The sequence below is a fragment of the Wolbachia endosymbiont (group B) of Melanargia galathea genome (genome assembly GCF_964030625.1).
GTDB lineage: Bacteria > Pseudomonadota > Alphaproteobacteria > Rickettsiales > Anaplasmataceae > Wolbachia.
On sequence record NZ_OZ034910.1, the window covers coordinates 1,455,180 to 1,475,236 of the forward strand.

Genomic DNA, 20,057 nt, shown 5'->3' on the forward strand with positions numbered 1-20,057 from the left:
ACAAAAATTCTCACAATCTAACTATAAATTATTAATGATTTTAACATTAAGTGTCAACTTGTTTTTGCCACTATGATATAGTATACTTCACTTTTAAGTTTTCCTATTAATACATGAATCATCTACTACTAAAATCCATGGCAAATGCTGTCCGCTTTTTATCAATTGATGCAGTACAAAAAGCAAATTCTGGACATCCAGGTATGCCACTTGGCATGGCAGATGTTGCCACTGTATTATTTGCTAAATACCTAAACCATAACCCTGATGATTCTCAATGGATCAGTAGAGATCGTTTCGTCCTATCAAATGGTCACGGTTCAATGTTGCAATACTCTATATTATATCTGACAGGCTACATTAGTATAGATGAACTAAAAAACTTCAGGCAACTTACATCAAAAACTCCAGGTCACCCAGAATTTGGCTTAACTTCTGGTATAGAAGCAACAACAGGCCCGCTTGGTCAAGGATTTGCCACTGCTGTTGGCATGGCACTTGCTGAATCGATTCTTGAAAAGCAGTTTGAAATCAGTCACTACACTTATGTAATGCTAGGAGATGGCTGTCTTATGGAAGGTATAAGCCATGAAGCAGCGTCCCTTGCTGGGCATCTTAAATTAAATAAGCTGATAGCACTTTTTGACGACAATGACATCTCTATAGACGGCTCTACTAGCCTCTCTTGTTCTGATGATGTAGAAAAGCGTTTTTCAGCGTATGGATGGAATGTTGACAAAATCGATGGGCATGATTTTGATTCCATATCCCTTGCAATAGAACAGGCACAAAAGTCTGATAAACCTACACTAATCTGTTGCAAAACTATTATCGGAAAATTTTCGAGCCGTGCTGGCACATCTTCTGCTCATAGTGGTACCTTTACAGAGGAAGATGTAAAACAGATGAGAGAAAAATTAAATTGGGACTATGAACCATTTCATGTACCAGAAGATGTGAGAAACGCTTGGATAGAAACAGTTAAGAGGGCAAAGCAAAACTATACATCCTTGATCAATGAAGAACTACAAAGAAGACTTGAGAAACGTTTGCCAGACAATATCGAAAATGACTTAGCTAACCTGAAGAAACAAATATGTGAGCTAATGCCAAAAGAAGCGACTAGGTCTTCTTTCGGCAGAGTAATGGAACTATTGACTAAGTCTATGCCAGAACTAATTGGTGGCTCTGCTGATCTTACCGGTTCAAATTGTACTAAATATAAGCACATGCAGGCAATAGATAGTAATAATTATAGTGGCTCTTATGTACACTATGGAGTGAGAGAGCACGCTATGGCAGCTTGTATGAATGGTATGGCTCTTCATGGTGGAATTATTCCTTATGGTGGAACTTTTTTAGTATTTTCCGATTACTGCCGCCCTGCTATACGTCTTTCAGCTTTGATGAAACAGCAGGTTATATATGTAATGACTCATGACTCAATTGGAGTAGGGGAGGATGGTCCAACTCACCAGCCAATAGAGCATTTAGCTTCTCTGAGAGCTATACCAAATCTGTATGTTTTTAGGCCAGCAGATGCAATTGAAACTTTGGAGTGCATTAGCATTGCATTGGAAAAAAAAGAATCTCCATCGTTATTTGCACTTTCAAGGCAAAATATTAATTACATGCACTCTTATACTGACCAATTGGCCAACCTATCAAAATTTGGTGCATATATACTATGCGAATATTCAGGGAAGCTAGAAGTGACGATATTTGCTACCGGATCTGAAGTTGAAATTGCAGTTGAGGCAAGAGAAAAATTACAGGAAAAAGGTGTAGGTACAAGGGTCATTTCTATGCCGTGTTGGAGGCTTTTTGACGAGCAAAGTGATGAATATAAAGGGGCAATATTAAATAATGACAGCATTAAAGTTGCAATTGAGGCTGGAAGTGAAATGGGTTGGCATAAATATGTAGGCTCAAACGGTATATTTATTGGCATGAAAAATTTTGGAGAATCAGCACCTTATGAAGCTCTTTATAAGCATTTTAATATTAGCGCTGATTATGTAGTAAAATGTGTTTGTGAATAACACTTTTTGTCATTACGCTGCGCATAAAATTACTTAATGAACTCAGCCAGTACCGTTATTATGATAAGAAAGCTAGTGAAATGTTTCGAATAACTTTTTCTTTTCTATGAGCTACTTGACGGCAAGAATAAAGTTTTAATCATTCCATGGTTTCTGTATAATTTTCAAAACTTAATTGGTATATATGAAGGTAATAATAGGTAGCGCTAGTAAACGATTAGGAGATTCAATAGCAAGTGGGCTAAATGCTCAGCTATTCCCCAATCAGGTGTCAAGATTTGCCGATGGTGAGGTAAATGTAGAAGTAGCAAATGATCTACGTAATCAAGAAGTATATATAGTACAATCTCTTTCTTCCCCTGTAAATGATAACCTTATGGAGCTTCTGCTTACAATTGATGCAGCAAAGAGATCTGGAGCCAAGAGAATAACAGCTATTATTCCTTATTACGGATACAGTAGGCAGGATAGGGTTATTAAAAACAATAATATGCAATCTGCTTTAAGTGCTAAATTAACTGCAAATCTTATTCAAACAGCTGGTGCAAATAGCGTTGCTGCTATTGATTTGCATTCAAGTCAAATTGAAGGTTTTTTTGATATACCAGTTACTAATTTAAACTGTTTTAAAGTATTTGTTAACTCTATATACAAGGAGAATTTGGCAATAGTTGCGCCTGATGTTGGAGCAATTGGCAGAGCTCGTGCTTTTGCAAAGATTTTAGAGGAAAAACACAAGTTGGATAATGATATTGTTGTAGTAGATAAATATAGAGAAAAAGCAGGTACATCTGAGGTAATGAATGTAATCGGAGAAGTTGCAAACAAAAATTGCGTCATTGTTGATGATATAGTTGACTCTGGCGGAACATTATGTAATGCAGCTCTTGCTTTAAAAAACCGAGGAGCAAAGTCTGTAGTTTCGTGCATTACACATGGAATACTTTCAGGAAATGCAGTTGAGAAAATCTCTTCCTCTTCTCTGGATAAATTAGTAATTACGGACACCGTATTTCACAAATTTGAAAAAAATGATAAGATAGAGGTTGTTTCAATTGCAAATATTTTAATTTGCTTTATGCAAGGAGGTAAAAGTGCCAGCTAGATCAACAGAAGATGTTATCACTTCGTTAATAGAATTTGCAAATAAGAGAAAAATAACAATTACTAAGGAAGAAATGCTTAAAACTGCACAGCTTGTGAGGATTAAGTTATCCGATGATGAGATTAAATACTACTCAAAAGAACTGACAATGCTGGATTGGATACATGATACTTTGTTGAAAGTTAATACTGAAGGTGTTTCTCCTATGCGTTATGGAACTATAGATAAGGATGTCCATGTACGCGATGATATTATAAATTCTCAAAACATTAAAGAAGAAATATTATCCAATACAAAATCAGAGCATGGGTATTTCGTAGTACCGAAGGTTATAAACGATTAAGATAAAGCAAGATTTATAACGATTTTATAGATCTACTTTCAGAAATAAGACCAATCTGGTAAAGAAGCATTCGTTGGAGTAAAAACCATTTTTTGATTTTTCTTTACTAAATCTACTAAATATAATTTAGAGTTGCTTGGTGATTCTGCGTTAGTAAAGATAATTTCTCTGCCATTTGGTAGCCATGCCGGAGATTCAATTTTATGTCCCTCTGAAAGCAAGCGCTCTTCTTTGCCATCTGGCTTCATAACTCCTATGTAAAATTTTCCTGACTGAATTTTTGTAAAAGCTATCAGATCTCCTTTTGGCGACCAAACAGGTGTAGCATATCTTCCATTTCCAAAACTAATTCTCTTGGGTTTTTTGCTTTTTTTAGTGAAATCTATGATATATAGTTGCTGACTTCCACTTATATCAGAACTAAAAACCATGTACTTTTGATCTGGAGACAAAGAGGGAGAAGTACTTATAGCTGAACCTTTAGTAATTTTTTTTGTTCGTTTACTGCTTAAGTCTAGAGATAATATATTTGTTTCACCACTCAATGAGTGGGAAATAAAAAGAGATTTACCATCAGGAGAAAATCTTGGTGCAGAAATAACTCCTTCAAATGCGCTGATTATTGATTCAGTGTTATCTTTTAAATTTTTTAATATTATATAACTTTTACCATTTGTGTATGAGATATAAACAATACCCTTTCCATTTGGTGAAAATCTTGGTGTTGACACAAATTTCTCACCATTTGTTAAGTACTTTATATTACTTCCATCTTGATTCATCACAGCAATTTTACGGACGGATTTGTAATTGCTATCTTTTTCTTCAGCGATATATGTAATTTTTGTATTGAAATGCCCTTTCTCACCAATCAATCTATCATGTATCACATCTGAAACAAGATGACTAATTTTCCTCCAGTCTTTTGCTAGAAAAACAACCGACTGAGTAAGTAATTCTCTGTTTGTAAAGCTGTCAGATAAACGAAAAGATAGCTCTAAATTTCTGTTTGATACTTCACTTAAACTTATTGTGACTACAGTATCGCTTTTCCAAGACTCAACTTTCGCGTCACGTTTCACATTAAATAAGCCACAATTAGATAGATTTGTTTCAATTACTTTTGTGATGCTTTCACTTAGCTCATTTTCCACTTCTGTCTTGCATGCACATTTAGATACAACAAGATCAATATTACCAATATTGCTTTTTTTTATATCAACATATAAAACAGCTTTTGTGGAATAAGGAATAAATAACGAAATAAATAACACCAGTTGAACGAATAGCTTCATTAGATTTCTTGCATTACCTCCTTTCATCTCAGCAAATAGCTTACTTTTGAAGTTAAACTGCATGACAGTAGAGTAAATCAATTTCTGCAGTACTTGACACTGGAATCCAGAAATTTGACTGCAAGTAAGTGCACTGAGGTGGCAAGCATAAAAGTAGCTGTTTTATTCTAAAATAAACGTCTTTGACAAGGTTGCATGAAAAACTGGATTCCAGTGTCAGAGCACTGGGATGACACTCTACTGGTGGAGATTGCTCTAAAACTACAATGTTTGCCTGGGCGTTGAGATGGCACCCTTCTGGTAGATTCAAATCACAATGTTTGTATAGTTGTGTGATCTGACACTGATTTTTTTTTACGGATTCCAGTATTGCATGCTGAAATAACATCAAAGAATACATTGTTAACTTCTTACTCAAATAATGGTTAATAAAAAGAGGTATATTTCTATACCTGTTCTATTTGGACTTCAATTATAGGTCTTTTTAGTAAATATTCCTTTAAGATACTAAATATTGAACTTTCAATCTTATTTCTTATTTTTTTTATCGGTTGTGGACTAAATGCTGACTCAACCTTCTCTATGATCTTTTGCATAATGGCTGCATCTTTTTGCGCTTCGAAAACACCAGGTGCAAATACTTTTGGCTTAGCAAGCAGTTTATTTTTCTTGTTTACAATTGCTGTCACTACGATAGCTCCGGCATCTCTCATTCTCTCACGCATTTTTATAACGCTGCATTCTGGATGACGGAGTAACATACCATCAATACCAAAGTAGTCGACATCAATGGAGCTAACTTTTTCCCCATTTTCCAAATTAACAATATCACCTGGTGCAATCATTATTGCTTTTTTCACACCGCACTCTTTAGCAAACTTTACATGTGCATCCGTATGAATATACTCACCATGAACCGGAATAGACATCTTAGGTTTTATCAAAGAATACATTTCCCTTAGCTCTGCTTTTACTGGATGACCGGAAGCATGAACATTCTCTGTTTTTTCAGTAATAACTTCCACTCCCATCTCAATAAAGGCATTGAGCATGTTATGTGCACGAGTTTCATTGCCAGGAATGATTTTTGATGAAAAGATCATGGTATCACCTTGCTGCATTTTAAATGCTTGATGACTCTTAGCGGCAAGTCTTGCGGTAGCTGCCAGTGGCTCACCTTGACAACCTGTGCAAAGTAGCACCAGCTTTTCCCTTGGAAAATTTACTGCCTCCTTTGCTTCTAGAAACTCAGGAGAATCAGTTAAATAACCACTATCCTGAGCAACTTTCACTATTCTCCATAAAGATCTGCCAAGTAAAACCACTTTTCTATTTAGTGCTTTTGCAGCTTGGCTTATTGTTTCAATTCGCGCCACATTCGAGGCAAATAGCGAGACAGCAACCAATTTTTTAGACCGCTTTATTATATTGTAAATATTATTATAAATTGCACTTTCTGACTCAGGGTGATGCTTGCTTAATATATTAGTTGAATCGCAAATTGCTGCAAGTAGATCACCTTTATCGCCAATTTCTTTTAAACGCTCTATATTAGAAATTAATCCAACAACAGGTTTTGGATCAAATTTCCAGTCTCCAGTATGAAGTGCACTACCTACTTCAGTGCTAATTAATATTGAATTTGCTTCAGGAATTGAGTGAGTTACATTTATAAACTCAACGGTAAAAGGACCCAAATTTATACTGCCATTTATGTCAACCTCTTTCACAGGTACTATACCTTCTAATCGAAATTCCTTCAATTTTTCTTTGAGAAAATTAACCGTAAACTTTGTTGTATATATGGGACATTCTAATTCTTCCCACAGATGAGGCACTGCACCGCAGTGGTCTTCATGTGCATGTGTAATTATTATTCCAAGCAAATCTTTTTTTCTTTGAGCAATAAAATCTACATCAGCAATGAGCAGCTCAACACCTGGCATAGTTTCATCTGCAAAACCGATACCAAGGTCGATCATAATCCACTTACCTTGATAATGATATAGGCTAACGTTCATCCCAATTCTTCCTACTCCTCCAAGAGGAAGAAATAAAAACTCATTTTTGTTTATGTTCATTAATTTTAAATTATTAAAATGTGAGAATAGCAAAACTTCGACCTTAAATAAAGGAATTTATCACTTTTGCATAACTTAAAAAATCTTTTCACTAAAAGAGAAGGCTTTCAAATTGGTAAAAAGAATTAAATGTAGACAGCTACCTCTTTATATCACTTAGCAAATTTCTCACTTTTTTTTTACTTTTCCAAAGAATCCTTCAGATTTCTGCTCTACACTTTCATGTTCCTCTTCCTCAAGCGCTTTTAATAGCTCAATCTGCTTTTGGGTTAAATTCTTTGGATTTAAAGTCTCAACTATTACCTGTACGTATAAATCACCACGAGCATGTGAGTTCATATATGGCATACCCTTTTCCCTACAACGTAGTTTGGTACCAGTTTGAGTGCCTTCAGGGACCTTTACTTTTATTTTAGCTCCATCAATTGATTGAATATCGATTTCACCACCAAGTACTGCTAGTGTCATTCTTATAGGCACTTTACAGTGTAAATCTGCTCTATTGCGAGTGAAGATCTGATGAGTAGCTATTTTCACACATACGTATAAATCTCCGCTTTTTCCACCTCTTGCTCCAGCTTCTCCTTTACCACTGACCCTTACCTTAGCTCCTTCTTCTATGCCTTTTGGAATTGAAACGGAGATATTTACTTCATCTCTTTTACGTCCACTTCCACCGCATTTCTTACATTTATTTTGTATTATTTCTCCTTCCCCATAGCATGTAGTACACGTTCTTTCAATGGTAAAAAAGCCCTGTTGAGTTCTAATTCTACCGCTTCCCTGGCATGTGTTGCACTGAACTGGTTTGATTGCTCCTTCGCTACCTGTGCCTTGGCATGTATTACATTTTATATTTGTCACATAATGTATAGGTGCTTGTATTCCTTTAAATGCATCTTCCAAGGTAATTTTAAGGTCGTAGCGCAGATCTGCTCCAGATACTCCTGTTGTATTTCTTTTTGTTCTTGACCTACTTGTACTGCCGCCGAATCCTCCACCAAAAAAATCGTTAAATATATCACTAAAATCCCCTCCAGCTTGGCTGAAATCAAATCCACCGGAAGCACCATCGTGACCATAACGATCATAACCTGCTCTTTTTTCAGAGTCAGATAGAACTTCATATGCAGCTGTTACTTCTTTAAATTTTTCCTCTGCTTCCTTATTACCAGGATTTCTGTCAGGATGATATTTTAATGCTAGTTTTTTATATGCTTTTTTTATCTCGTCAGTACTAGCATTTCTGCTCACTTCTAGCAGATCATAGTAGTCTTTTTTGTTCATATATAATAGCTCAGTATTTTACCTTTAAAGATAGGTATTACATATATGAATTTCAAGTATGACCTCTATTTCCTATAAAATATGGTGCACCCTGAGCGACTTGAACGCCCGACCTTTTGATCCGTAGTCAAATGCTCTAATCCAACTGAGCTAAGGGTGCTTGCACAAAGCTGACTTTAACAGATTTTATAGCTTATTTCAATTGGTTTAGCTAAAAATAAAACTCTTATCATGTATGAAACCTGTAAAAAATTGTACTAGCTCTCTTAAAGGATAACTTAAGTTAACAGTTTCCAATTACTTTGATTTTAGAACCGCTATCCGAATAAGAGCTTTTCACATTATACTGCCAAGCTGCTAACAAATAGCGGAATGACGGTTATAGTTAAATCTAAACTATTTTGGCTATATCAGAAGACGGGTTATGCAGAAACCTTAAAATACTTCTTGCTTGCCAAGGAGAATAAATACATTCCTACAAACAAGCAGATACTCAATATCGATGCATAGGAAAACTTGAAAATTAAATCTTTAATATATATTGATAAGCATTTACCTGCAGAAATTTTGTATAGTAGTCCAACACAAATAATCGTACTATCAATGACCGATGCTATAATTAAAGTGATGAAATTTGCCATATGAAAATTCAATTTCGACTTTAATTCTTCAAAAACAACTATGCTTGAGAGAAGAGAGATTAAAATTGGAGTATATAGAACCAGTATCATAAAACTAAAATTTTGCAATTTAAAAAGACAGCATATCACTGTACACACTATTAAGCTGTAAGTAGCTTTGCTTCTACCATAAAACTCAACCATTGAGTTTACAACTAAAGTAGCTCCCACAAATAAGGCAGCACATATCATTAATTTATTTGAAGTGTTAAGTAAAGAAAGACTGATAAGCAAGAGTATTGATAAAATGGACATAATCACCTACCCAAATTTAATAATATGCATTTATTTTAATCAGACATTACACATAATGAAAAATTTGTCTAGCGTAATCAAAAGTTATTTAAACTAGTACCTAAGTCTTTCAAATCTATTCTTATAATATCCTTTATATTGAGAGCTTTCTCCTCTGTCACTTTTCCAATACATGAAAAAACTATACCTTTAAACAATTCTTCAAACTTCCGCTGATTTTGCGGGGCAATGGTTACTAATATTCTACTTTGCGATTCAGAAAACATTATTATCTTGTTTATTATGTCTGTATTTTGTGTTTTTCCTATTGGTACTAGTGAAAGATCAATTTCAGCACCAAGGTCTCCTGCAATTAGCGATTTTGCCAAAGCAATAATTAAGCCGCCTAAGTTTGGTGCAATTGCAGAGACAATTATGCCATCTTTTATTGCCTGGTTGTAACGTTCATACAACTTCCTAGCGCTCTTTGCATTAACTTTTGGCACGTTGTTATTATCTATTCCACTATATAACTGATATTCAGATCTACCAAGCTCATCGTGGGTTGTACCAAGCACATATATCAAGTCCCCTGGCATTTTCACATCAAGCGATACCGCATTTTCAATATTGTCTATAATTCCAATTGCTGAAATGAGTAGTGAAGGTGGTGCAGATATCATCACTTTCTCGCCATTTTCATCATATCCCTTGAAGTCATTGAACATACTGTCTTTTCCGGATATGAATGGTGTTTTAAATGCAGTTGCAAAGTCGTAACAAGCCTCTGCAGCTCTCTTTAGTTGCCACAATCTTTCTGGATTATAAGCATCACACCAGCAAAAATTATCGAGCAACGCTAGATGATTTATATTTCCTCCTGCAGCTACGTAGTTGCGTATGGCAGTGTCAATCGCACATGCTGCCATGTGATAAGTGTCAATTTCTCCATAACTTGAGCCAAATCCCTGCGATTTTACAACACCTTTGTTTGAAGAAAGGACTGGCCTCGAGACAACAGCTTCGCTGCACACTCTTCCCTTGCCTTGCAGTGGTTTCAGTATTGACGATCCTTGAACCTCATGGTCATATTGCACCACTATAAACTCTTTGCTGCGTATGTTTGGTCTGCTTAGCATTTCTTTTAGTTCAAAGGTGTCATGCAAGTAGCTGAGACTGGAATCCATTTCACGCTCAGCTCTACCATCGTATGGGTTTTGGCGTAAAATGTTTGCAGGCTTTACCTGCTGGATCCCAGTGTCAAGCACTGGGATGACAGGAAAGGATACAGCAGACTCCTTAGACCACGGTTTCGTCTGTAAATGCACTTTGGGATTACCGTCATGCAGAAATTCAGTTTCGATGTCCATTATTACTTCTCCTGGGGGACATTTAACAACGGCTTTGCCACTTTTGTTGAATTCTCCAATTACACAGACCTCCACATCATGTGTTTTCATGATTTGCTTAAACGCAGGAAGATTTTCTTCTGGCACTGCTAAGGTCATTCTCTCTTGTGATTCTGATATCCATATTTCCCACGGAGCCATACCATCGTTTTTAAGGAGAACCTTGCTCAAATCAACTTCAAATCCGTCTTTTCCCATTTCACCAATGGACGATGATAGACCGCCTGCTCCATTATCCGTTATTGCATTATAAAGACCAAGATCTCTTGCTTTTACGACGGCGTTGGATAATTTTTTTTGTGTTATAGGATCACCAATTTGCACAATTGTTGAAGGGCTGTTTCCCGACAATGCCTCTGAAGAAAAAGTTGCACCGTGAATTCCGTCCCTTCCAACTCTTCCACCAATAATTACGATTTTATCACCGTTTTTGGGTTCTTTTATGTGTGAAGGTGCATTATTTATATTCCGTGGAATAATTCCGATGCTTCCAACAAAAACTAATGGCTTTCCACAGAATCTATCGTCAAAGTATACCGATCCAAGTTGCGTTGGAATACCGGAGCAATTACCAGCAACATTAACACCGTGAATCACTTCTTTCATTATATATTTTGGTGGTAAGATCTCATCAGTACGCTCTTTATCTCTATAAAGTTTGCCTTTTGATTCTTTGGCAAAGCAAAAGTAATAAGTATTCATGATAGGTTCTGCACCTTTGCCAAAACCGACTATATCTCGATTAACTCCAAGCACTCCAGTCATTGCTCCACCGAACGGATCGAGAGCTGAAGGACTATTGTGAGTTTCAACTTTATCTACAATCAAGTAATCGTCATCAAAAATTATTCCTCCTGCGTTGTCGGAGAAAACTGACACGCATATGTTAGAATTTATCTCACGCGTTGCACGCTTAATATAATGAGCATATAGACCATCTTTTATTTCATCAATAGGGGAGCAAAAAATATTGTGTTTACAATGTTCAGACCAAGTCTGTGCCAGAGACTCAAGTTCAATATCATATGGATTTCTACCGAGTTTTTTAAAGTAATCCTTTATAGCTTTCATTGCTGCCAGCGAGAGCCCTAAAGTGCCATTACCATCGATTCCATCTCTGCTGATTTTTTCAAGCTCTTGGTCACTTACATTGAGTTTGACAGATTTTGCTCCATTATTACCTGGTGTCATCCCAGTGCTTGACACTGGAATCCATTCTTTTTTTTCCTGGTCACGCGCTGTAATGACACCAACTGGGGTATTTTGTTTACTGTAATACTTCCAATGGCAATTGCCGTTTTCTTTATGGAAAAGTGTGCAATATTCAGTAATAGGATTGAATTCCTGTTTTATGTCATCTTCGGTTGGAAAACCTCCTTGACTTAGAATCAATTTTGAACTTCTTGCCTTGATAGAAACACTTTCATCAATGTGGCGTTTGCTCATTAGATATTCTCTAACAATTTGTTTTGCCGTGTTTCCTACGTTATCGGTCATGCCAGGTAAAAAGCTTATCTCCAAGCCCCACTTTGCTTGTGATTCTATGAAGTTATATTGAACTTCTTCAAGGTTTTCATTGTAGGAATAATAACGGCAGTTTTGTATGGCTTTATTATAAAATAGCCCACAAATTTCTTCATGTAATTTTGATGGTAATTCTTTGCTTATGTAAATCAAGTAAACATTAACTACCCTTCTGCGGCTAACTTGTTCACATTTATTAAAAACTTCTATTCTGATGTTTGCCATGTAATATTGTGAAAGACTTTAATATATCATAGCATAAGAAACTGCGAGCACATTTATATTTTAAATAATTTCTATACAATAAAAGTGTTGTATTAATTGTTACTGTTAGTGGGAAGAGTTTTTACTGTTAATGTGAATGAGTCCCTTTTTGATGTGCTGGTTCAGCACATATTTTCTGAATATGAAAGAGAAAAAATTCCCGAGATAAAGATCATACTTCCCTGCAAGAGGGATGTTATAGCATTGCTGAGTGCATTCAAGAATTACAGAACTATAATTTTGCCAGAGATAGTTTCACTAGAAAACATTGATGAAGAAGATTTAATATTAAATCTTGATAGAGTTAAAGTTATCAACCCAACAAAAAGAACACTGCTACTCATTCAATTTATATTGGAGTGGAATAAAAAAAACAATGATAATTTTCCAATCGATCTGGTTTACAGTTTGCCGTCATTGCTTCAATATACCCAAATAGAGGGTGATTATCAACTTGATGAGCACTCAAAAAAAGTAGGGAATTTCATAAATTTACTTATCAAAACTTGGAGTAAAACTTTAAAAGGTTTGGGAGTAATAGATATACTAAAGCATAAGAATGACTACATAAACAATATGATAAACTTCCTGCAGAAAGATCAGCATATGATCTTTATTGGAATTGGAAAGGGTGAAATCTACAAGTTATTGATTAAGGCTATATATGACCTGCCATTTGGAAAGATAATTCTACCTAACCTGAATTTGAAAATGAACGAAAAAGATTGGAAATCACTTGATAAAAAACACTATCAACATTGCCTGAAAGATTTACTCGATTATTTAAAAGTGGATAGAAGGGATGTTAGTTTTCTGTCAGAAGCGTGTTCTGGTGTCATCCCAGTGTCAAGCACTGGGATGACAGAAGAAAGGGCTGGGATAACAGGAAGTCCTGAGGAATATCTTGATTATATCTTCGATACAACTGCTGATCTAAGTGAAGTTGGTGGCGGATCAATTGAAAATATTGAAGTCATCACTTGTGATTCAAGGGAGGAAGAAGCACAAGTGACGTCACTAATTATAAAGAATGAAGGTTATGAAAACGCTTCTTTGTTTGTCTTTGATAAATTACTTGCAGATCGTATGGCGTGTACCATATCGGAAAACTATTCTTATGTGACGCTTCTGCTTTATAGTATTGAGATTTTGAACTCAAAATGGAACGGTGTGGCATTGCTTTCTCTTCTTAAACATAGGCTAGTGACTTTTGGTTACGCTCAAGAAGAGTACACTCGTATTTTATCTGAGTTTGAGATAGAAGTATTGCGTAGCTTTAATACAAATGGTCTTAAGGATATTATTAACGCTATTAATACTTGTAAAAAGCTAAGACATAAAGAAGATATATTAATTATTATCAGTAAGTTAAAGATTATATTTAATCCTTTACTGTATCTTGTAAATTATCCCATTTTTGATGTGGCATCAGCTCATTTGCAGTGTGTTAATGTCCTTTCTAATATCAATTTTTTAGAGCTAAATGGTGAAATAGGTAATTTTACTCGTGATTTCTTAAATGCATGTGAAGATGTAGCAATAAAATGCTCCTTAGAGTTATATAGCCAAATCCTGATATTATTTTTAAAAAGGAAGTTTTTTTCTCCAGAAAATAACTTTGATAAATTTAGCTTATATCAAAATAAAGTTGTAATACTTGCTGGATTTAATGATATACCAAATTTTCAGAATCCGTTTTTGAGTGCACTGAATAGGGAAAAATTTAACCTTCCTTCTGTGCAAGAAGAGCAAGGGTACTTTTTGTATACTTTGCGCAATTTATTTGGTGCCGGCAAGGTTTATATTACGAGGCTAGTGAGTGATAGAAAATCAATTCTATTGCGCCGTTTGGAAGTTCTGTTACAAGAACCAAAATATCCTTATCGCAATTGGCTAAGAATATTAAATACACCTGAGTGCATTGTTTCATGTACTCAGCCTATGCCAAAACCTCAAGCCAAAGTCAGAGAAGAAAAAATGCAAGTGATGTCTTGCAGTGCGGTAGAAAAACTGATTCGTAACCCTTATTCATTTTATGTTGAATACATACTGAACCTTAGACAGTTGAAAGACTTAAATTTTAAGCCATCGATATTGGAGTTTGGCACTATGGTACACAATATTCTTGCAAGATATTTACGCAACGAAAAGTCGCTGATGAGTATTGCACGAGAAATATTCTCGTCTAATCGATTCCACTTTTCAAATATGTGGTGGGTAAGGTTGCAGAGGATAATTCAATCTTTTGTTGAGTTTGATAGGACTGGAAACAATCAAGTTGAGTTGGAGAAGAGCTTTTCCTATCCGATATTTCATATTCCAGCGCGTGACACACAACTGCGCGGATGCTGTACAACTTCCACTAAGAATAAGGGTGTCATCCCAGTGCTTGACTACTTGGATCCAGAAAATTTGATTGCAAATGAACACACCAGACAATTGTGTAATAAGAGCTGGTCAGATACTCGAATGACAGAGGAAATTTTATTGACAGCAAGATGTGATAGAGTTGAGTATCTACCAGGTGGGCAAGTAGCAATTATAGACTATAAACTTGGTTCACCACCTTCCAATGAGGAAGTTATGTCAGGATTTTTCCCGCAATTAATTTTACAAGCTTTAGCAGTGGAATACACAACAAAAAAAGAAGTCTCGGAGCTTGCTTATTGGAAACTTGATTATGATAAAATAAAGGTTATTGCTTTGAAAGATTATAGACAAAAAATGCATGAATTTCAGAATATTCTACCAGATTTCTTATCTAATTATTTAAGAGATACTACTCCCTTCATTGCCTCTCCTTATTTTGATAAATTCCTGAGATTTAACATCTACAAACAACTAGAAAGGATAGGGGAGTGGTTATAAATTATATCTCCTCTCATCCAGATCAAAATAGCTGGTTGTACAGATGGTTTACTAAGTGCAGTAGGAGAATTACTAGATTGTGATATAGACTCATCTTTGCTAGACTCAAACAACCATAAAAAAACACTAAAAAGTGATTCAATCAATTTTAGCCATTAAAACTTGAATAGTGGCTAAAATAGCTTTAAATTGTATATTTTTTTAGAGGGGTATATGCCATCACAAAAACAGCTAAATGCGCAGCTAATTGATGCTGCTAAAAAAGGACAGCTAGATTTTGTTCAGCAAGCTATACAGGGTGGAGCAATTATTAATACAATAGATGATGATTATGGGAGAACTGCTTTAATATGGGCTGCTGACAATGGTCAACTAGAGATATTACAATACTTGATAGAAGAGGGAGCAAATGTTAATGCAGAATCTCCGGGAAACATAACTGCTCTAATTCATGCTGCTGCCCATGGTCATCTTGAGGTAGTACAACTTCTAATAGCAAATGGAGCTGATTTAAATGTGAAACGTAAAGGTCAATTCTCTGCCCTAACATATGCTATTGTAAATGGCCATACGGAGATAGCAAAGCTTCTAACTAGATATCATTTAATAGCTAATCTTGATATGTCAATACCTCGCTTGCCTCTTCCTACTTGTATACCAGAGTTATCATCTTATTGGTATGACTGTAAGGATAAGCTCAATAAAATGAAGGAAGAAGATAGTGAATTATATAATTTTCTTGTAAGTAAGAGAATTAATGAACAGGTAAGAATTTGGACAGAGAGTGAGACAATACGAAATATTGCACAAGATAGATTAAATATAGAATACTCAATCTATGCTAAAGATTTAACAGGTAAAATAGAATTAGTGATATTTTTTCTTAACAACAGGGAAATAATCAATTCTTTATCGTGGTATTATAAGGTAAGAATTCAAACAATTGATCAGGTAAAAAGGCTACTTGATCGTTTCACAAGAGAACATGTAGAGCTTGAAGTAGAAATTGTTCCAGCACAATTAAACTTTAATACTCAAGAGTTACAACCCCCTAAACTAAAAACATTATCATTTGCACAAATGATTAACAATCATGCAGGATTATTTTCAGCTGCCAAAAATGGTCAATTAGAAACAGTAAGATACCTGATAGAAAAACAGAAAGAAGATATTAATTCAACAGATCACTATGGAAGAACTGCTCTAATGTGGGCTGCTGGAAGTGGCTATTTAGAGGTAGTAAAGTACCTGATAGAAACAGCAAAAGCAAATGTTAATGTGAAAGATGGCTATGAAAACACTGCTCTGAATTATGCTACTAGAAACGGGCATTTAGATGTAAAAGAATATCTGAAAAGTCATATACAAAAAGAGCTACGGAAGAAATACGTCTGCATTGGTGTTAGTGGTATAGTAGGTTATGTTGCAGGTATGACAATATCATGTTCTGCGGGAGCAGTGATTACAGTTTGTGCAGCATCAGCGACCGTTAGTCTAGCGTTAGGTGCAATGTTGGGTTATATGATTGTAGAAGTAAAAAAAGAGAAAGCAAACAAAGGTATAGCTTCTGCGCTTAAAGATGTTTTCACTATTCAAGCTCTAAGTAGAATAGCCTTATAGAGAGTGAAAGTAGGTTTATTGTCCCAAATTTGGGAGAAAAACCCTGGACTTGAAGTCCATCTTTTTAAGAATATAATTTTAAGGTGAAAAATCTGAAAGAATGTGGAATATTATAGAAAAAGCAGTCACTCTGTATATATATCACATAGTGTGGATAACAAAATATCGATATCCAGTACTAGTTGGAGATATTGGAAAGAAAGCTAAAGAAGTTGTACAAGAAGTATGTGCAAATAATCAAGTAGAAATTATCAGAGGTAGAGTTGCGTCAAGTCATGTACACGTATACGTTTCTGTACCCCCATACTTAAGTATTAGTAAGTTAGTGCAGTTAATAAAAGGAAAAAGTTCCAGAAAAATCCAGCAAAACTTTCCAGAGCTAAAAAAGAGATATTGGGTTGTGGGCAGTAGGCTACTTTGTCAGGACTAGCGGAAATGTAACTGACGAAATGATAAAAAATTATATTGAAAATCACTCTAAAAAAGAAGATAAATTTGGTGACTTTCAAGTCGAAAGTTAGCATTCTATGCTCTCTCTCAATCTTTGGATTTTAATCCATAGTGGTTGAATGCTTAAGGTTGCATGATTGCCTTAATAACAATAAAAAAATAATAGAAGCAAAAGATATGGCTTGAAAATTTTCTAAGGTCTTCACTAAAAATGTCTCAACTTGACACTGAAATACAATTTGATTTAATTAATTCATATATGTAGGTAACGTCAAGCACTAGAAGGAGGAAATATGGATAAAAAAATTAGGATAGAATCAGATAGCTTAGGAGAAGTAAAAGTACCAAGTGAACGTTACTGGGGAGCTCAGACTCAGCGTTCTTTGGAAAATTTCAAAATTGGTACAGAGAAAATGCCAGAGCCCCTGATTAAAGCGCTAGCAATAGTAAAACTTGCAGCAGCACGTGTTAACATGAAACAGGGTAGCATAGATAATAGAGTAGGGGATGCAATCTGCACAGCGGCACAGGAGGTAATAGACGGTAAATTTAATAATCAATTTCCGCTTGTTGTTTGGCAAACCGGTTCTGGAACGCAGACCAATATGAATGTGAATGAAGTGATCAGCAATCGTGCAATAGAAATTTTGGGCGGTGATTTAGGTAGTAAGTCTCCAGTGCATCCAAATGATCATGTAAACTGTGGTCAGTCATCAAATGACACTTTTCCAACAGCAATGCATATAGCAGTAGCAGAGCAAATAAACCGCTTGCTTATTCCCAATCTTGAAGAATTATATAAAGCGCTAAATAATAAGGTTCATGAATTTAAAGATATAATAAAAGTAGGGCGTACTCATCTGCAAGATGCAACTCCTCTAACACTTGGGCAGGAATTTTCTGGCTATGCAGTTCAGATTAAAAAGGGAATAGAGAGAGTAAAGTCAACTCTAAGCAATGTATATGAACTTGCACAAGGTGGTACCGCGGTTGGCACGGGAATCAATACTAAAAAGGGTTTTGCTGAGGATTTTGCTAAAGAAGTGGCAAAAATCACTAATTTTCCATTTATTTCAGCAAAAAATAAGTTTGAAGCACTAGCAGCAAATGATGCTTTAGTTGAGCTCAGTGGAGCACTCAATACAGTAGCAGTAAGCTTGATGAAAATTGCAAATGATATAAGGCTACTTGGTTCTGGTCCAAGATGCGGGATTGGAGAAATAATGTTACCAGAAAATGAGCCTGGCTCTTCAATCATGCCGGGTAAGGTGAATCCAACTCAATGCGAAGCAGTGACTATGGTATGTGCTCAAGTTATGGGAAATCATGTTGCCGTGACAATTGGTGGCTCAAATGGTCACTTTGAATTGAACGTGTTTAAGCCGGTGATAATTTACAATGTTTTGCAGTCTATAAGACTTTTAGCTGATACAAGTTTAAATTTTGCAGAGAAATGCGTAGTTGATATTAAAGCAAACGAAGAAAGAATAAAGGATTTACTAAATCAGTCGTTAATGCTAGTTACTATATTAAATACGCATATAGGATATGACAATGCAGCAAAAATAGCGAAGCTTGCTTATAAAGAAAATATCACTCTAAAGGAAGCAGCAGCAAAACTTCAACTGCTCACTGAGGAGGAGTTTGAAAGGATAGTGAAACCAGAGGAGATGGTAGGTTAAACTACCACCTTTTTTTGTCCCTAGTTAATTGTGGTAATATGTATGGAACTTTGCTGGTTGCTCTACATATACCTCTTCTAAATCACTTAGAGCGTGGTCATTGTGATTAAAGCCATATCTCTTAACCATCTCATCTAGCGTAACAGAGCTTAGAGAGAAACTGAACTCTGGCAATGGATTCACATTTGAGGATTGCAGACTAGTTACTCCATTTATCAAATAGTTATAATACTCTGGGGATAATTGCTCACCTTCTAGGCTATCTGATATATGCTCATTCGACGTTAAACTACTACTAACTGTCGAATTTTCTGTTACAGTATTGCAGAATTGATTATCGAATTCAGCAAAACCCAGAAATGGAATTACTGTTTGGCTACATGATTGATTCTCTTTGTCAGAAGAAAGTTCTAGTCTAGTATCAAATGTATGTTCAACAACTGTTTCCTCGAACGCAGGAGATATAAGAGAGAAATGTGCTGCTGGCAAATCATCTCTGTTTTGTACTAACGGTTCATTGGAGTTTTCAGTACTTAAGTTGCTTGAACTCTCTTTATTGCTTAAGTAAAAATTCTTTAGGACAAGCTTAGCTTTGACAGTTGATTTTGTCTCTAAATTTACTTTATAATCTTCTTTTTGTTGGGGATTCAGTTGATTAAATAGAATTTTAAATAAAGTCGATGTGGGATTAATACAATCGAGTGTATTGAAAGCAAACTCTTGAGGTAACTGATTAAAGATAGAAGGTGCTTCTTCCTTGTCTAGTGCATTTAGTATGCCGGACATAGCTTTAGAGCCTTGAGGCTTTGCTTTAACATGCTCTATATATTCATTTTATGGTTAGTGCTAAGGTTATTAAATGCCTTTCTAAGTTTATTTGTTTGGTGAGAGTTAATTAACTTGTTTAAATTTTTCACCACTTCGTTGCTTATACTACCATGCATTTCTTTACCACCATCAAAGTTAATATATTAATATTATATGAGATTTAATGATAAAATCAATATAAAATTTTTAAAAATTAATTATTTTTATTATAAAAACAGGAATTCTATTAATTTTTTTCCTGATTTGTGTCTGTTTTGCTTTCTATAGCTAACCCAAATTAGGTTTACCGGAACAAATTTTATAAATAATTTAAGTTAGCGCGTGAAGCTGGAATGGCTTTGTTGC

General features: G+C 35.3%; 11 protein-coding genes, 1 tRNA gene and 1 pseudogene. 7 read left to right on the forward strand and 6 right to left on the reverse strand.

The genetic code is table 11. From position 1 onward, the window contains the following. The first annotated feature begins 113 nt into the window (after positions 1-113). From tkt to gatC, 3 genes are all read left to right on the forward strand, one after another. The gene (tkt, locus tag AAHF52_RS06745) at positions 114-2,042 is read left to right on the forward strand and encodes a transketolase (RefSeq protein WP_264376770.1); all 1,929 of its coding nucleotides are present in this window, start codon (positions 114-116) and stop codon (positions 2,040-2,042) included. 184 nt (positions 2,043-2,226) lie between these two features. Further along, positions 2,227-3,147: a ribose-phosphate diphosphokinase gene (locus tag AAHF52_RS06750; protein ID WP_264376771.1), complete on the forward strand. Its 921-nt coding sequence runs from the start codon at positions 2,227-2,229 to the stop codon at positions 3,145-3,147. Beyond that, positions 3,137-3,490, forward strand: coding sequence for an Asp-tRNA(Asn)/Glu-tRNA(Gln) amidotransferase subunit GatC (gene gatC / locus AAHF52_RS06755; protein WP_052264736.1), 354 nt, complete (start codon positions 3,137-3,139; stop codon positions 3,488-3,490). Before AAHF52_RS06750 ends, gatC begins: the two co-directional genes overlap by 11 nt. Positions 3,491-3,528: 38 nt before the next feature. Here gatC and AAHF52_RS06760 read toward each other — a convergent pair whose 3' ends face one another. The 5 genes from AAHF52_RS06760 to AAHF52_RS06780 form a co-directional block, all read right to left on the reverse strand. After that, entirely contained in the window at positions 3,529-4,785 is a 1,257-nt protein-coding gene (locus tag AAHF52_RS06760; RefSeq protein WP_264376885.1) for a Tol-Pal system protein TolB, read from the reverse strand. Positions 4,786-5,231: 446 nt separating this feature from the next. Next, a complete protein-coding gene (locus AAHF52_RS06765; protein WP_264376772.1) occupies positions 5,232-6,866 on the reverse strand; it encodes a ribonuclease J in 1,635 nt (544 codons plus the stop codon). Positions 6,867-7,034: 168 nt separating this feature from the next. Continuing rightward, entirely contained in the window at positions 7,035-8,153 is a 1,119-nt protein-coding gene (gene dnaJ, locus AAHF52_RS06770) for a molecular chaperone DnaJ (RefSeq protein ID WP_214303429.1), read from the reverse strand. A gap of 82 nt (positions 8,154-8,235) precedes the next feature. Next, positions 8,236-8,313 (reverse strand) — tRNA-Arg (locus tag AAHF52_RS06775). 852 nt (positions 8,314-9,165) lie between these two features. Further along, complete coding sequence (locus AAHF52_RS06780; protein WP_342068408.1) at positions 9,166-12,225, reverse strand: phosphoribosylformylglycinamidine synthase subunit PurL; 3,060 nt, start codon at positions 12,223-12,225, stop codon at positions 9,166-9,168. A gap of 108 nt (positions 12,226-12,333) precedes the next feature. Here AAHF52_RS06780 and AAHF52_RS06785 point away from each other — a divergent pair, with 108 nt between their 5' ends. From AAHF52_RS06785 to fumC, 4 genes and pseudogenes are all read left to right on the forward strand, one after another. After that, complete coding sequence (locus AAHF52_RS06785; protein WP_019236383.1) at positions 12,334-15,132, forward strand: PD-(D/E)XK nuclease family protein; 2,799 nt, start codon at positions 12,334-12,336, stop codon at positions 15,130-15,132. A gap of 213 nt (positions 15,133-15,345) precedes the next feature. Beyond that, entirely contained in the window at positions 15,346-16,752 is a 1,407-nt protein-coding gene (locus AAHF52_RS06790; protein ID WP_019236382.1) for an ankyrin repeat domain-containing protein, read from the forward strand. Positions 16,753-16,854: 102 nt separating this feature from the next. After that, a pseudogene (gene tnpA / locus AAHF52_RS06795) lies at positions 16,855-17,273 on the forward strand (IS200/IS605 family transposase). Positions 17,274-17,495: 222 nt separating this feature from the next. After that, a complete protein-coding gene (gene fumC / locus AAHF52_RS06800) occupies positions 17,496-18,884 on the forward strand; it encodes a class II fumarate hydratase (RefSeq protein ID WP_007302656.1) in 1,389 nt (462 codons plus the stop codon). Between the two features lie 24 nt (positions 18,885-18,908). Here the strand turns inward: fumC and AAHF52_RS06805 are convergent, their stop codons facing one another. After that, positions 18,909-19,670: a hypothetical protein gene (locus tag AAHF52_RS06805; protein WP_019236381.1), complete on the reverse strand. Its 762-nt coding sequence runs from the start codon at positions 19,668-19,670 to the stop codon at positions 18,909-18,911. Positions 19,671-20,057 lie beyond the last annotated feature (387 nt).

Bases quoted from the DNA above. Each gene is read 5' to 3' on its own strand.
- AAHF52_RS06780 (WP_342068408.1), bottom strand. From the start codon at position 12,225: ATGGCAAACATCAGAATAGAAGTTTTTAATAAATGTGAACAAGTTAGC.
- AAHF52_RS06790 (WP_019236382.1), top strand. From the start codon at position 15,346: ATGCCATCACAAAAACAGCTAAATGCGCAGCTAATTGATGCTGCTAAA.
- AAHF52_RS06805 (WP_019236381.1), bottom strand. From the start codon at position 19,670: ATGTCCGGCATACTAAATGCACTAGACAAGGAAGAAGCACCTTCTATC.
- dnaJ (WP_214303429.1), bottom strand. From the start codon at position 8,153: ATGAACAAAAAAGACTACTATGATCTGCTAGAAGTGAGCAGAAATGCT.
- AAHF52_RS06765 (WP_264376772.1), bottom strand. From the start codon at position 6,866: ATGAACATAAACAAAAATGAGTTTTTATTTCTTCCTCTTGGAGGAGTA.
- fumC (WP_007302656.1), top strand. From the start codon at position 17,496: ATGGATAAAAAAATTAGGATAGAATCAGATAGCTTAGGAGAAGTAAAA.
- AAHF52_RS06760 (WP_264376885.1), bottom strand. From the start codon at position 4,785: ATGAAGCTATTCGTTCAACTGGTGTTATTTATTTCGTTATTTATTCCT.
- AAHF52_RS06750 (WP_264376771.1), top strand. From the start codon at position 2,227: ATGAAGGTAATAATAGGTAGCGCTAGTAAACGATTAGGAGATTCAATA.
- tkt (WP_264376770.1), top strand. From the start codon at position 114: ATGAATCATCTACTACTAAAATCCATGGCAAATGCTGTCCGCTTTTTA.